This is a genomic window from Haematobacter missouriensis (assembly GCF_000740775.1).
In the GTDB taxonomy this organism is placed as follows: domain Bacteria; phylum Pseudomonadota; class Alphaproteobacteria; order Rhodobacterales; family Rhodobacteraceae; genus Haematobacter; species Haematobacter missouriensis.
Window position 1 is genome coordinate 1 of the sequence record NZ_JFGS01000049.1, and the last position, 14,758, is coordinate 14,758.

Consider the following 14,758-nt stretch of genomic DNA (forward strand, 5'->3'; position numbering starts at 1 on the left):
AGCGTTCCGTGCCGATTTTCGACTTCGGCACATCGGCATGACACTTCAGGACTTTTTCAGCAGGCTAACAAAAGCGAAACGCCCCGCTTGAGCGGGGCGTTTCACATTCATGCCGGAGATCAATCCCGGTTTTCGGTGGTTTCCACCAAACCGGCATCGTTCTCCAGATCGACCACGTCCAGCGGAGCTGCAAGCTGCACGGCCTGCTCGGCTTCCGCCCGCTTCTGATCGATGACCTTCTGGTCGCGATCCGTCGCGATGCGGCGCACCCGGCTGGTCGCGCCACCCGTCCCGGCCGGGATGAGCCGGCCGACGATGACGTTCTCCTTCAGCCCGACGAGCTTGTCGCGCTTGCCTTGCACCGCGGCCTCCGTCAGCACCCGCGTCGTCTCCTGGAAGGAGGCAGCGGAGATGAAGCTGCGCGTCTGCAGCGAGGCCTTGGTGATGCCGAGCAGGATGGGCTCCGCCTGCGCCGGACGCATGCCCTGGGCCTCCGCCTTCGCGTTGGTTTCGTCCAGCTCCTGCTTGTCGACATGCTCGCCCTTGAGCAGCGTCGTCTCGCCGGAGTCGAGGATCTCCCACTTCTGCAGCATCTGGCGAACGATCACCTCGATGTGCTTGTCGTTGATCTTCACGCCCTGCAACCGATAGACGTCCTGAACCTCGTCGATCAGGTAGTTGGCGAGCGCCTCGATCCCCTGAATCCGCAGGATGTCATGCGGAGCCGGGTTGCCGTCCATGATGTAGTCACCCTTCTGCACGAAGTCGCCTTCCTGCACCGGGATGTGCTTGCCTTTCGGCACCATGTATTCAACGGCCTGAAGCGTCTCGTCCACCGGTTCGATGGCGATGCGGCGCTTGTTCTTGTAGTCCTTGCCGAAGCGCACATAGCCATCCAGCTCGGCGATGATCGCATGATCCTTCGGACGACGGGCCTCGAACAGTTCCGCCACACGGGGAAGACCCCCGGTGATGTCCTTGGTCTTGGCGCCTTCGCGCGGGATACGCGCCACCACGTCACCGGCCTTCACATCCTGCCCGTCTTCGACCGACAGAATGGCGTCCACCGACATCGGATAAGAGATCGGGTGACCCTGCTCATTGCGGACAGGTTCGCCGGTCTCGCCATCCATCACGATGATTTCCGGCTTCAGCTCGTTGCCTTTCGGCGCCGATCGCCAGTCCGAGACGATCTTCTGGGTCATGCCGGTTGCTTCGTCCGTCTCCTCGCGCACCGAGATGCCCGAGACGAGATCGACGAACTTCGCCTGACCGGCCTTCTCCGCGATGATCGGCAGGGTGTAGGGGTCCCATTCGAAGAGCTTGTTGCCGCGCTTGACGGACTGACCCTCCTTCACGAAAACCTTCGACCCGTAGAGCAGCTTGTGCGAGGCCCGCTCCACGCCGTTCTCGTCGATGATGGCGAGCGACATGTTCCGGCCCATGACGATCTGCTCGCCCGAAGCGTTGGCAAGAAGGTTCGGGTTCCGGAACTCGATCACGCCTTCCTGCGACGATTCGAGGAACGACTGCTGGCCGCCCTGCGCAATGCCGCCGATGTGGAAGGTCCGCATCGTCAGCTGCGTGCCGGGTTCACCGATGGACTGCGCCGCGATGATGCCGACGGCCTCACCGACGTTCACCATCGTGCCGCGGGCAAGGTCACGCCCGTAGCAGGTGGCGCAGACGCCTTCCTCCGCCTCACAGGTGAGCGGGCTGCGGATCTTGACCGTGGGTACGCCCAGCGTCTCGATCGCGTCGGCCTTGCGTTCGTCGATCAACTCACCAAGGCTCACGATCACCTCGTCGGTGCCGGGGACATAGACGTCCTCGGCAGCGACGCGGCCCAGCACACGCTCGCCCAGCGACGCCACCACCTCACCGTCGTTCACCGCGGCGGAGGCCGTGATGTAACGGTCGGTGCCGCAGTCGTTCGACCGGACGATGCAGTCCTGCGCCACGTCCACGAGACGGCGGGTCAGGTAGCCGGAGTTCGCGGTCTTGAGCGCCGTATCCGCCAGACCTTTCCGGGCACCGTGCGTCGAGTTGAAGTATTCAAGAACGGTCAGACCTTCCTTGAAGTTCGAGATGATCGGCGTCTCGATGATCTCCCCCGACGGCTTGGCCATCAGGCCGCGCATCCCGCCGAGCTGCTTCATCTGTGCAGGCGAACCCCGCGCCCCGGAGTGGGACATCATGTAGACCGAGTTCGGCTCCATCTCCCGGCCCATGTCGTCCTTACGGACGGCCGAGATCTCGCCCATCATCGCACCGGCAACGGCGTCGGAACATTTCGACCAGGCATCGACGACCTTGTTGTACTTCTCACCCTGGGTGATCAGGCCGTCCATATACTGCTGTTCGAACTCCTTCACCTGCTCCTGCGTGTTCTCCACGATCTCCCATTTCTTGACCGGGATGACCATGTCATCCTTGCCGAAGGAGATGCCGGCCTTGAAGGCCTCGCGGAAGCCAAGCCCCATGATCTGGTCACAGAAGATCACCGATTCCTTCTGGCCGCAGTAGCGGTAGACGGTGTCGATGACGTTCTGGACGTCCTTCTTGCGGAGCAGGCGGTTCACCAGTTCGAACGGCGCCTTGGCATTGAGCGGCAGCAGGTTGCCGAGGCGAAGGCGGCCGGGGGTCGTCTCGTAGCGTTTGACGATCTCATTGCCTTCGCCGTCGATCTGCTTGATCCGAGCGATGATCTTGGCATGCAGATGCACCTCGCCGGCGGCGAGCGCGTGCTCCACTTCCTCGATGGACGTGAAGGCCATGCCTTCGCCCTTCATGCCCTCACGCTGCATGGTCGTGTAGTAAAGACCAAGCACCATGTCCTGCGACGGCACGATGATCGGCGCGCCGTTCGCAGGCGACAGCACGTTGTTCGTGGACATCATCAGGACGCGGGCCTCAAGCTGGGCTTCCAGCGAGAGGGGAACGTGAACGGCCATCTGGTCGCCGTCGAAGTCGGCGTTGAACGCGGAGCAGACCAGCGGGTGAAGCTGGATCGCCTTGCCTTCGATCAGGATCGGCTCGAAGGCCTGGATGCCCAGACGGTGCAGCGTCGGCGCACGGTTCAGCAGGACGGGGTGTTCGCGGATGACCTCATCCAGAATATCCCAGACCTCCGGGCGCTCCTTCTCGACCAGCTTCTTCGCCTGCTTGACGGTGGAGGACAGGCCCTTCGCCTCAAGCCGCGAGTAGATGAACGGCTTGAACAGTTCGAGCGCCATCTTCTTCGGCAGGCCGCATTGGTGCAGCTTCAGCTCCGGCCCGGTCACGATGACCGAACGGCCGGAGAAGTCCACCCGCTTGCCCAGAAGGTTCTGACGGAACCGGCCCTGTTTCCCCTTCAGCATGTCGGAAAGCGATTTCAGCGGGCGCTTGTTTGTGCCCGTGATCACGCGGCCCCGGCGGCCGTTGTCGAACAGCGCGTCCACGGCTTCCTGAAGCATCCGCTTTTCGTTGCGCACGATGATGTCGGGCGCACGGAGTTCGATCAGCCGCTTCAGACGGTTGTTCCGGTTGATGACCCGGCGGTAGAGGTCGTTCAGGTCGGACGTGGCGAACCGGCCGCCGTCCAGCGGGACCAGCGGGCGCAGTTCCGGCGGGATCACCGGCAGCACGGTCAGGATCATCCACTCGGGACGGTTGCCCGACTCGAGGAACGACTCGACGATCTTCAGCCGCTTGATGATCTTCTTCGGCTTCAGTTCGCCCGTGGCTTCCTTCAGCTCCTCACGGAGCTGATCCGCCGTGGAGGCAAGGTCGATCGCAGCCAGCATCTCGCGGATCGCTTCGGCGCCGATATTCGCCGTGAACGCATCCGCGCCATACTGATCCTGCGCGTCGAGGAATTCCTCCTCCGTCATGAGCTGACCATAGGTCAGATCGGTCAGGCCCGGCTCGATGACGACATAGTTCTCGAAGTAGAGAATCCGCTCCAGATCCCGGAGCGTCATGTCGAGCATGAGGCCGATGCGGGACGGCAGCGACTTCAGGAACCAGATGTGGGCGACCGGCGCGGCGAGCTCGATATGGCCCATCCGCTCGCGGCGCACCTTCTGGAGCGTCACTTCCACACCGCATTTCTCACAGACGACGCCGCGATACTTCATGCGCTTGTATTTGCCGCACAGGCATTCGTAGTCCTTGATCGGGCCAAAAATGCGTGCGCAGAACAGACCGTCGCGCTCAGGTTTGAACGTCCGGTAGTTGATGGTTTCGGGCTTCTTGATCTCACCATAGGACCAAGAAAGGATCCGCTCGGGCGAGGCCAGCGAGATCTTGATCTCGTCGAACTGTTTCGGCGCCGCGAGCGGGTTGAACGGATTGGTGGTGAGTTCCTGGTTCATGCCAAGTCCTTAAAACTGGGGTGGGTGAGGAGGGCGAAGGCCGCCCTCACTCTTCCTCCGCATCCAGGAGTTCCATGTTGAGGCCGAGGCCGCGGACTTCTTTCACGAGCACGTTGAAGCTCTCGGGAACGCCGGCCTCGAAGTTGTCTTCACCCTTGACGATGGACTCATAGACCTTGGTCCGCCCCGCCACGTCATCCGACTTGACGGTGAGCATTTCCTGCAACGTGTAGGCCGCGCCGTAGGCTTCGAGCGCCCAGACCTCCATCTCGCCGAGCCGCTGGCCGCCGAACTGGGCCTTGCCGCCCAGCGGTTGCTGCGTGACGAGGCTGTAAGGTCCGGTGGAACGGGCGTGCAGCTTGTCATCGACGAGGTGGTGAAGCTTCAGCATGTACTTCACGCCGACCGTCACCGGCCGGGCGAACTGCTCGCCGGAGCGGCCGTCGAACACGATGGACTGGCCGGACTTGTCGAAGCCCGCCCGGACCAGCGCGTCGTTGACGTCCGCTTCCTTCGCCCCGTCAAAGACCGGAGTCGCGATCGGAACGCCGCGGGTCACATTGCCCGCCGCCTCCAGAAGCGCGGCCTCGTCCATGCCGGAGAAAGCATCCTCATAGGTCTCATCGCCATAGGCGAACCGCACGGCTTCCTTGACCGGGGTCAGATCACCGTTCCGGCGATACTCGCGCAGCGCCTCGTCGATCTGGAGCCCCAGACCGCGCGCAGCCCAACCCATGTGGGTTTCGAGAATCTGACCGACGTTCATCCGCGATGGCACACCCAGCGGGTTCAGCACGAAGTCCACCGGAGTCCCGTCGGCGAGGAAAGGCATGTCCTCCATCGGCACGACCTTGGAGATGACGCCCTTGTTGCCGTGACGACCGGCCATCTTGTCGCCCGGTTGCAGCTTGCGCTTCACCGCCACGAACACCTTGACCGACTTCATCACGCCAGGCGCCAGATCGTCGCCGCGGCGGACCTTTTCCACCTTGTCCTCGAACCGGTTCTCGAGCGCACGCTTCTGCACGTCGAACTGGTCGTTGAGCGCCTCGACCTCCTTGGCCTCCGCGTCGTCGGCGAGTGCGAGCTGCCACCACTGGCCGCGCGACAGCGTGCCCAGCAGTTCCTCGGTGATTTCCGAACCCGGCTTCACGCCCTTCGGACCCTTCACCGCGGCCTTGCCGAGGATCAGTTGCCGCAGGCGGGCGTAGAAGTTGCGTTCAAGAATCTCAAGCTCGTCGTCGCGGTCGCGGGACAGGCGCTCGATTTCCTCACGCTCGATCTGAAGCGACCGCTCGTCCTTGTCGACGCCGTGGCGGTTGAAGACCCGCACTTCCACGATGGTCCCGTAGGCCCCCGGCGGCAGGCGGAGCGAGGTATCCCGCACGTCCGACGCCTTTTCCCCGAAGATGGCGCGGAGCAGTTTCTCCTCCGGCGTCATCGGGCTTTCGCCCTTAGGGGTGATCTTGCCGACGAGAATGTCCCCCGGCCCCACTTCGGCACCGATATAGACGATGCCCGCCTCGTCGAGGTTGCGCAGCGCTTCCTCACCGACGTTCGGGATGTCGCGGGTGATCTCCTCCGGCCCGAGCTTGGTGTCCCGTGCGGCGACCTCGTATTCCTCGATATGGATCGAGGTATAGACGTCGTCACGGAGAATCCGCTCGGAGATCAGGATCGAGTCCTCATAGTTGTAGCCGTTCCAGGGCATGAAGGCGACGACGATGTTCCGGCCAAGCGCCAGTTCACCCATGTCGGTGGACGGGCCGTCGGCGATCACCTCGTTCCGCGCCACCGTATCGCCCACCTTCACCAGCGGACGCTGGTTGATGCAGGACGACTGGTTGGACCGCTTGAACTTGCGCAGACGATAGATGTCCACGCCCGGCTCGCCCGGTTCCAGAAGCTCGGTCGCCCGGACAACGATACGCGTCGCGTCCACCTGATCGATGACGCCGCCGCGGCGTGCCATGATCGCGGCGCCGGAATCGCGGGCCACGGTGCTCTCGATGCCGGTGCCGACGAACGGCGCCTCCGACCGCAGGAGCGGCACGGCCTGACGCTGCATGTTGGAGCCCATCAGCGCGCGGTTGGCGTCGTCGTTCTCAAGGAACGGGATCAGCGCCGCGGCCACCGAAACGAGCTGCTTCGGCGACACGTCAATCAGATCGACGGCCTCCACCGGGTTGAGCATGAACTCGCCCGCCTTGCGGGTGGAGATCAGCTCATCCACGAAGCGCCCGTCTTCATCGAGGCTCGCGTTCGCCTGAGCGACGGTGTGGCGCATCTCCTCCGTGGCGGAGATGTAGACCACATCATCCGTCACCTGACCTTCCTTCACCTTGCGGTAAGGGGTCTCGATGAAACCATACTTGTTGACGCGGGCAAAGGTGGCGAGGCTGTTGATCAGACCGATGTTCTGGCCTTCCGGCGTCTCGATCGGGCACATCCGACCGTAGTGGGTCGGGTGAACGTCACGCACCTCGAAGCCCGCGCGCTCACGCGTCAGACCGCCCGGCCCGAGCGCGGAGAGACGACGCTTGTGCGTGACTTCCGAGAGCGGGTTGGTCTGGTCCATGAACTGGCTGAGCTGCGAGGAGCCGAAGAACTCCCGCACCGCCGCAGCCGCCGGCTTCGCGTTGATGAGATCCTGCGGCATCACCGTGTCGATCTCGACGGAGGACATGCGCTCCTTGATCGCGCGCTCCATGCGGAGCAGCCCGACGCGGTACTGGTTCTCCATCAGCTCGCCGACAGAACGCACCCGGCGGTTGCCAAGGTGGTCGATGTCGTCGATCTCACCCTTGCCGTCGCGCAGTTCCACGAGACCGCGGATACAGGCGATGATGTCCTCTTTGCGAAGCGTGCGCTGCGTGTCGGGGGCATTGAGGGCGAGGCGCATGTTCATCTTCACGCGGCCCACGGCGGACAGGTCGTAGCGCTCGCTGTCGAAGAACAGCGTGTCGAAGAGCGCGGAAGCGGCTTCAACGGTCGGCGGCTCCCCCGGACGCATGACGCGGTAGATGTCCATGAGCGCGGTATCGCGGTTCATGTTCTTGTCCGCGGCCATGGTGTTGCGGATGTAGGGGCCGACATTGATGTTGTCGATGTCCAGCACCGGGATCTCGGTGATCCCGTTGTCCAGCAGCACTTTCAGACTGCCGCCCTTTACTTCGCCATCACGGTCGTATTCGAGCGTGATCTCGTCCCCGGCCTCGACGTAGATCGCGCCGGTTTCCTCGTTGATGATATCTTTCGCAACATAGCGGCCCACGATGGAATCGTAGGGAACCAGAAGCTCGGTGACCTTGCCCTCGTCGGTCAGCTTCTTGACCATGCGCGGGGTCATCTTGTCCCCTGCCTTGCAGATGATCTCGCCGGTGTCGGCATCCACGAGGTCGAAGGTCGGACGGGTGCCGCGCACGCGCTCGGGGAAGAATTTCGTCACCCAGCCGCGGTTTTTCTCCAGACGGTAGCCGACGACGTCGTAGAAGGCGTCCATGATGCCTTCCTGATCCATGCCGAGGGCATAGAGCAGCGTCGTCACCGGGAGCTTCCGGCGACGGTCGATACGCGCAAAGACGATATCCTTGGCGTCGAACTCGAAGTCCAGCCAGGAGCCGCGATAGGGAATGATCCGGCAGGCGAAAAGCAGTTTGCCCGAGGAGTGGGTCTTGCCCTTGTCATGGTCGAAGAACACGCCCGGAGAGCGGTGCATCTGCGACACGATAACACGTTCGGTCCCGTTCACGATGAACGTCCCGTTCGACGTCATCAGGGGCATGTCCCCCATGTAGACGTCCTGTTCCTTGATATCCTTGACCGACTTCGCGCCGGTTGTCTCATCGATATCGAACACGATGAGGCGGAGCGTGACCTTCAACGGTGCCGAGAAGGTCATGTCGCGCTGCTGACATTCCTCAACGTCGTACTTTGGCTTCTCGAGATCGTATTTCACGAATTCGAGAACGGCGGTCTCGTTGAAATCCTTAATCGGAAAGACAGACTGGAAGACACCCTGGATGCCTTCACCGTCCAGCGCCTTGGGACCATCCCCGGAGCGAAGGAACAGGTCATAGGAAGTTTTCTGAACCTCGATGAGGTTCGGCATCTCCAGAACTTCGCGGATTTTGCCGTAGTAGCGGCGGATGCGCTTCTGGCCAACGTAATGCGCCATGCTCGTCGTCACCTTTCTATCTGCGGATCCATCACCGTCGGGGCACCGGCGCGGACCGCTCTAGAAACAGGGGGCCAAGAGTTCCATTCATGCGACCGTCCCACCGATCGCTCCCGAACCCTTTGCCGCGCCCTGGGAAAGGCCCCCTTGAAGGCCCTTGCCAAGACGCGATTGGCTGGAGAGGGAAAACCCTCTCCAGCCGCACGAAACCGTCAGGCGCAGGATGCGCCCGGCACGATTACTTGAGCTCGACCTTGGCGCCAGCCGCTTCGAGCTTCTTCTTGATTTCCTCGGCTTCCGCTTTCGGCGCAGCTTCTTTCACCGCTTTGCCGCCAGCTTCCACGAGGTCTTTGGCTTCTTTCAGGCCAAGACCGGTGATAGCGCGGACTTCTTTGATCACGTTGATCTTGTTCGCGCCGGCATCGACGAGGATCACGTCGAAATCGGTCTTTTCTTCTTCCGCAGCGGCAGCACCGCCAGCGGCCGGACCGGCAACCATCACAGCGCCGCCAGCAGCGGGCTCGATGCCGTATTCGTCCTTCAGGATCGTTTTCAGTTCTTGAGCCTGCAGCAGCGTGAGGTTCACGATTTGCTCGGCAAGGGCTTTCAGATCGGCCATTTCTCTGTTCCGTTCCAAGTTAGATGGGTTCCAACGTGCGGGTGTTCAACCCTACGAAGGCCATAGGTTGCTCAGGCGGCTTCCCGCTCCTCCAGGGTGGAGAGGATGCCCGCGATGTTCGATGCAGGTGCGCCAATCGCGCCGGCGATGTTGGAAGCCGGAGCGCCAATGCAGGACACGATCTGAGCGATGAGCTCTTCACGCGACGGCATGGACGCCACGGCCTTGACACCGGCCGGATCGAGGGCCGTGCTGCCCATGGAACCACCAAGAATGACGAATTTCTCCGTCGTCTTGGCGTACTCGTCAGCCACCTTCGCCGCAGCGACGGGGTCTTCCGAATAGGTGAGCACGGTCATGCCCTTGAGGAGGTCACCCAGGCTTTCGTTGGGCTTGCCCTCAAGGGCGATCTTGGCGAGCCTGTTCTTGGCAACGCGGACGGAACCTCCGACCGTGCGCATGCGCGCCCGGAGATCCTGCATCTGGGCAACCGTGAGACCTTCGTAGCGGGCAACCACCACGACGCCAGAGCTTTCGAAGATCTGGCCGAGTTCCTCGACCACTTTCTCTTTCTGGGCTCTATCCACAGTTCCACTCCAAGTTTGGGGGTTTCCCCCCGGCTCAGTTCTGCCTGCTTGCGCAGGCGTCGGGTCCGCGATGGTCCCGAGAGATCGCCCGGGAAAAGCCCCGGAATTCGCTCGTTCCCCATCTCAGGCAGGATTTAAGATCCATTCGGATCACCCGCCGTCTCGGACAGGACAGGGCCGAGGGACTGCTCCCGATGGCCCTGCCATTCACCGGGCCGAAGCCCAGGAATTCTTTGTCAGGCCTCAGCCGTGGCCGAGGTCAGATCGACAGACACGCCCGGCCCCATGGTGGAGGATACCGACACCTTCTTGAGGTAGGTTCCCTTGGCACCGGCAGGCTTCGCACGGTTCACCGCGCCAACGAAGGCACGCAGGTTTTCGGCCAGCTTCGCCGGCTCGAACGACACCTTGCCGATACCGGCATGGACGACGCCTGCCTTCTCGACCTTGAACTGCACTTCACCGCCTTTGGCAGCGGCCACGGCATTCGCGACATCCATCGTCACCGTCCCGACCTTTGGGTTCGGCATCAGGTTGCGCGGGCCGAGGATCTTGCCGAGACGACCGACCAGCGGCATCATGTCCGGCGTCGCGATGCAACGGTCGAACTCGATCTTGCCGGACTGGATCGTCTCCATCAGGTCTTCGGCACCGACGATATCCGCGCCGGCAGCCTTGGCCTCATCGGCCTTGGCACCCCGGGCAAACACGGCGACGCGCACGGTCTTACCCGTGCCGTTCGGCAGCTGAACGACGCCACGGACCATCTGGTCGGCGTGACGCGGGTCAACGCCGAGGTTCAGCGCGATCTCGACTGTTTCGTCGAATTTCGCGGTGGCCGCCTGCTTGACCAGCGACAGCGCATCCTCAACCGAGAGGTTCGCCTTGCCGTCGAAGAGTTCCCGCGCAGTGGCGGTGCGTTTTGCGAGCTTGGCCATGGCTTACCCTTTAACCTCGATACCGATCGACTTCGCGGAGCCGAGGATGATCTGCATCGCTGCTTCGACGTCGTTCGCCGAGAGGTCTTTCATCTTCGCTTCCGCGATCTGGCGGATCTGCGCGACGGTCACCGTGCCAGCCACTTCGCGGCCCGGCTTCACCGAGCCCTTCGGACGGTTCCGCTTGCCGACCGGCTTCAGGCCAGCCGCCTTCTTGAGGTAGAACGACGCAGGCGACGTCTTCATCTCGAAGGAGAACGACTTGTCCGCGTAGTAGGTGATGACGGTGGGGATCGGCGACCCCTGCTCCATCTCCTGCGTACGGGCGTTGAATTCCTTGCAGAATGCCATGATGTTGATGCCGCGCTGACCAAGCGCGGGACCAATCGGCGGGGACGGGTTAGCCTGCCCCGCCTTCACTTGCAGCTTGAGCTGCCCGACAACTTTCTTGGCCATATGGCCTCTCCTCTTCTCACAGCCCGGCAAGCGGGCGGTTTAGTGGTCCGGCGCAATCACGCCTCCCACGGGATCGCTCAGGCGACTTTGGCCACCTGAGTGAATTCCAGCTCCACCGGCGTCGGCCGGCCGAAGATCGAGACGGTAACCTTGAGGCGGTTGGCCGCCTCGTCCACTTCCTCGACCATGCCGGCGAAGCCCTCGAAAGGCCCGTCCGACACCTTGACCTGCTCGCCGACCTCGAACCTGATGAGATTGCGTGGCTGCGCCTCGCCCTCCTCCACCCGGTTCAGGATGGTGTTTACCTCCGAGTCCCGCATGGGCATCGGCTTGCCCTGCGGGCCCAGGAACCCGGTGACACGGTTGATCGAAGTGATCAGATGGTAACCGCGGTTCGACATTTCCATATGCACGAGCACATAGCCCGGCATGAAGCGCCGCTCCGAAGTCACCTTCTTACCACGGCGAATCTCGATCACTTCCTCCGTCGGGACCAGAACCTCGTCGATCTGCTCTTCGAGGCCAGCGTCGGCGACCGACTGCTTGATCTGCTCGGCGATCTTCTTCTCGAAATTCGAGAGGACGCTCACCGAATACCAACGCTTCGCCATGCCGCGATACCCTTCCTGTGTCCGCTTCCAGAACAAAAAACAGCGCGCACGCCGAATCGCTGCACGCCGCCTGCGCCCTGGAACTGCGATCTACTACCCGCGCGAGAGCGCGAGTGCAAGTCATTCCACAAAAGAACAAGCCCCGCCACATGGACGGGGCCTGTCGTTTCAGCGATTCACAAAGCCGATCAGGCTTTGCGGCGACGGGCGAGAGCGCCGAGGCCGAGCACACCGGCGACCAGCAGGCCACCCGCGGCCGGAAGCGGAACCGGCGCCGGCACCGGGAGTTTTTCCTCAACCTGTTTCGTCGCGGTGAACGCGAGCGCGATGGAGACGTTGGACGTCGCGCCATTGGACAGGAAGGCGACCGAGAACGTTTCGCCCGTGGTCAGATCCGGGAGATCACCGCCAGCAGACCAGAAGGAACCTTGGTCGCCATAGGTGTTGAACACCGTCGAGTAGTCGCCGGACACGCTGCTACCGAAAGTCACCTTTTCCAGAGACCCACGTTGACCGAGCGCGGAGATGCCGAAGTCGAAGGTGTAGGTGGTGTTCGGCGTAACCACGAAGACCAGTTCGTCGCCAACGCTCAGCGTCTGGAACCCGGAGGTGTAAGGACCCTCGGAATCGACGTCGATATAGTACGTCGCCGCGGACGCGGCGAACGGAAGGGCCGAAATGGCCACAGCTGCGAGAAGCGCTTTCATATTTTTATCCTTGCCAAAACACATGCACTCCGCGCGGACAGCCCGCTTGCGCACCGTTTCGCTTGGGGGAGCGACGCATGCGCACGAAGATACACAAGGCAGAGAGGTGCCTTACAAATAGCTAAAATTCAAGAAATATCTCTTTAAACGCGAGAATTCCGAGGCAATGCAGCGTAAGGGCGAGCAGGTCTTTCCGCAGATGCACAACAATGACCATGCAACCGCGGCGACTGTGCATCAGCGCGCGGAAACCGCCTTATTGGGCAAAGAATCCCAGCAGCCACGTCAGACCGTAGCGGATCGCCAGATCTATGAGGAAGAAGAAGACTGCCGCAACTGCCGCAAGCACGAATACCATCGTCGTGGTCAGCAGCACTTCGCGGCGGGTCGGCCAGACGACCTTACCGACTTCGGTTCGGACCTGCTGGATGAACTGGAGCGGGTTGGCCTTTGCCATTGCGGTTCCTTCGGGCTGGACGCGGTGCAGATACGCCCTCCCCGCGCAGAATACAAGTAAGAAGGGGTTGCGTTTGCACCCGGGGCGGAGAGAGTGCGCTTCATTCTGAAGTGTGGAGAGATTTCATGGCGACCACAGTGGACGCAATCCTTTCGGAAACCGGGGTAGGAAGATTCCAGAAACGGCTCTTCGGGATCTTCGGGCTGGTGTGGGCGGCAGATGCGATGCAGGTTCTCTCCATCGGCTTCAGCGCCCCTTCGATAGCGGCTAGCTTCGGCCTGACGGTGCCGCAAGCGCTCCAAACGGGGACGTTGTTCTTTCTGGGCATGTTCATCGGCGCGGCATTGTTCGGGCGAATCGCCGACAAGATCGGGCGGCGCCGGGTGCTGATCGTGACCGTGGCCTGCGATGCTGTATTCGGGCTGGCCTCCGTCTTTGCGCCAAACTTCGAACTGCTGCTAATCGCCCGATTCCTGACCGGCATGGCGGTAGGCGGCACCCTGCCCGTCGATTACGCGATGATGGCGGAATTCCTTCCGCCGAAGAACCGGGGCCGGTGGCTGGTCTACCTGGAGGGATTCTGGGCTGTCGGCACAGTCATCGTGGCGTTGACGGCTTGGATCGCATCCTCCTTGGGAGTGACGGAGGCGTGGCGCTGGATTTTCGCGATAGCCGCCATTCCCGCGTTGATCGGTTTCTGGCTGCGGCTCTGGGTGCCGGAATCGCCGCTCTACCTGCTGCGCACCGGCCAACAGGAAGAGGTGCGTGATGTGCTGAACAAGGTTCGGGCCACCAACGGCGCCACCCCCCTGCCCCGGGACATTGCGATCACCCTGCCCGGCGCACCCGAAGGGGGCAGCATCTTCGCCCCCGCTCTCCGGTCGCGGACCATCGGGGTGCTGTTGTTGTGGTTCCTCGTCTCGATCTCCTACTACGGGGTCTTCACCTGGATACCCGCGCAGCTCGCCACAGGCGGGTTCGGCTTCGTCCGGGGGTATGGCTTCCTGGTGCTGGTCGCACTGGCCCAGATCCCTGGCTATGCGCTCGCTGCTTATGGAGTGGAAGCTTGGGGGCGGAAACCGACGCTCATCCTCTTCCTGCTGCTCAGCGCGCTTGGCTGCCTGCTGTTCACCGTGGCCGGAACCTCGACCCTCGTCGCGACCTCGCTGCTGCTCATGAGCTTTGCGCTGCTGGGAACATGGGGCGCGCTCTACGCATTCACACCAGAGCTCTATCCGACCTCCGTCCGCGCGACGGGGATGGGGGCTGCGGGCGCGATGGCACGGCTTGGCGGCATCTGCGCTCCAACCCTGGTGGGGATGGTGGTTTCCTACAGCTTCGGGGTCACCGTGGGGATGTTCGCCGCGCTACTGGTATTGGGCGCCGTCGCCGCACTCATGATAAACGCGGAAACACGTAACCAGGCGCTCACCTGAGCGCCTCTCCCTCTGTCCCGCGATGCTGGAAACGGCTGGCAGGGGCAGGGGGACTCGAACCCACGACCCTCGGTTTTGGAGACCGATGCTCTACCAACTGAGCTATACCCCTATGCCGTAGGGCGGTTGCTAAGGCAGCGGCCGGGGGAAAGCAAGCGCGAAATCGCACTCTTCCGAAACGCCCGATCACAGGGAAAGCTTCCAGGACAACGGGCCGTCGATCACCTCACTCCAACCCGCGAAAGCGCTGTCATCTCGCGCCAGCGATACCCCGGACCCGAGGCGCCTGAGCGGGATTGACCGTGCGGCAGGCGCTTTCGCCAGCGCGCTGCCCCAACGGCAAAGGCGCCACCCCTTTCGGAGCGGCGCCCTTTGGCGATACAGGCGGGGGCGGTGCCCCGCCCTCAGCCTT

The 14,758-nt window shown here is 62.6% G+C and carries 10 protein-coding genes and 1 tRNA gene; 1 reads left to right on the top strand and 10 read right to left on the bottom strand.

The features are described from left to right. Positions 1-119: 119 nt before the first annotated feature. The 9 genes from rpoC to secE all read right to left on the bottom strand — a co-directional run bounded on the left by rpoC (position 120) and on the right by secE (position 12,910). Positions 120-4,358 (bottom strand): DNA-directed RNA polymerase subunit beta', encoded by a 4,239-nt coding sequence (gene rpoC, locus CG51_RS17460; protein ID WP_035747206.1) that lies wholly within the window; start codon positions 4,356-4,358, stop codon positions 120-122. A gap of 46 nt (positions 4,359-4,404) precedes the next feature. Next, positions 4,405-8,535 carry a DNA-directed RNA polymerase subunit beta gene (gene rpoB, locus CG51_RS17465; protein WP_035747207.1) on the bottom strand — a complete coding sequence of 1,377 codons (4,131 nt, stop codon included), beginning with the start codon at positions 8,533-8,535 and terminating at the stop codon, positions 4,405-4,407. A gap of 238 nt (positions 8,536-8,773) precedes the next feature. After that, positions 8,774-9,154, bottom strand: coding sequence for a 50S ribosomal protein L7/L12 (gene rplL / locus CG51_RS17470; protein ID WP_035715091.1), 381 nt, complete (start codon positions 9,152-9,154; stop codon positions 8,774-8,776). A gap of 71 nt (positions 9,155-9,225) precedes the next feature. Beyond that, the gene (gene rplJ, locus CG51_RS17475) at positions 9,226-9,741 is read right to left on the bottom strand and encodes a 50S ribosomal protein L10 (RefSeq protein WP_035715088.1); all 516 of its coding nucleotides are present in this window, start codon (positions 9,739-9,741) and stop codon (positions 9,226-9,228) included. Positions 9,742-9,977: 236 nt separating this feature from the next. After that, entirely contained in the window at positions 9,978-10,679 is a 702-nt protein-coding gene (rplA, locus tag CG51_RS17480) for a 50S ribosomal protein L1 (RefSeq protein WP_035747208.1), read from the bottom strand. 3 nt (positions 10,680-10,682) lie between these two features. Continuing rightward, positions 10,683-11,135, bottom strand: coding sequence for a 50S ribosomal protein L11 (gene rplK / locus CG51_RS17485; RefSeq protein WP_035747209.1), 453 nt, complete (start codon positions 11,133-11,135; stop codon positions 10,683-10,685). Between the two features lie 77 nt (positions 11,136-11,212). Then, positions 11,213-11,746 carry a transcription termination/antitermination protein NusG gene (nusG, locus tag CG51_RS17490; protein WP_035747211.1) on the bottom strand — a complete coding sequence of 178 codons (534 nt, stop codon included), beginning with the start codon at positions 11,744-11,746 and terminating at the stop codon, positions 11,213-11,215. A gap of 188 nt (positions 11,747-11,934) precedes the next feature. Beyond that, the gene (locus CG51_RS17495; protein ID WP_035747212.1) at positions 11,935-12,453 is read right to left on the bottom strand and encodes a VPLPA-CTERM sorting domain-containing protein; all 519 of its coding nucleotides are present in this window, start codon (positions 12,451-12,453) and stop codon (positions 11,935-11,937) included. A 256-nt stretch (positions 12,454-12,709) separates the two neighbouring features. Further along, positions 12,710-12,910 (bottom strand): preprotein translocase subunit SecE, encoded by a 201-nt coding sequence (secE, locus tag CG51_RS17500; protein WP_035747215.1) that lies wholly within the window; start codon positions 12,908-12,910, stop codon positions 12,710-12,712. Between the two features lie 125 nt (positions 12,911-13,035). On the opposite strand from secE, the gene CG51_RS17505 reads away from it, so the two are divergent. Next, positions 13,036-14,346 (top strand): MFS transporter, encoded by a 1,311-nt coding sequence (locus CG51_RS17505; protein WP_035747216.1) that lies wholly within the window; start codon positions 13,036-13,038, stop codon positions 14,344-14,346. A gap of 36 nt (positions 14,347-14,382) precedes the next feature. Here the strand turns inward: CG51_RS17505 and CG51_RS17510 are convergent. Next, positions 14,383-14,458 (bottom strand) — tRNA-Trp (locus tag CG51_RS17510). Positions 14,459-14,758: the final 300 nt, after the last annotated feature.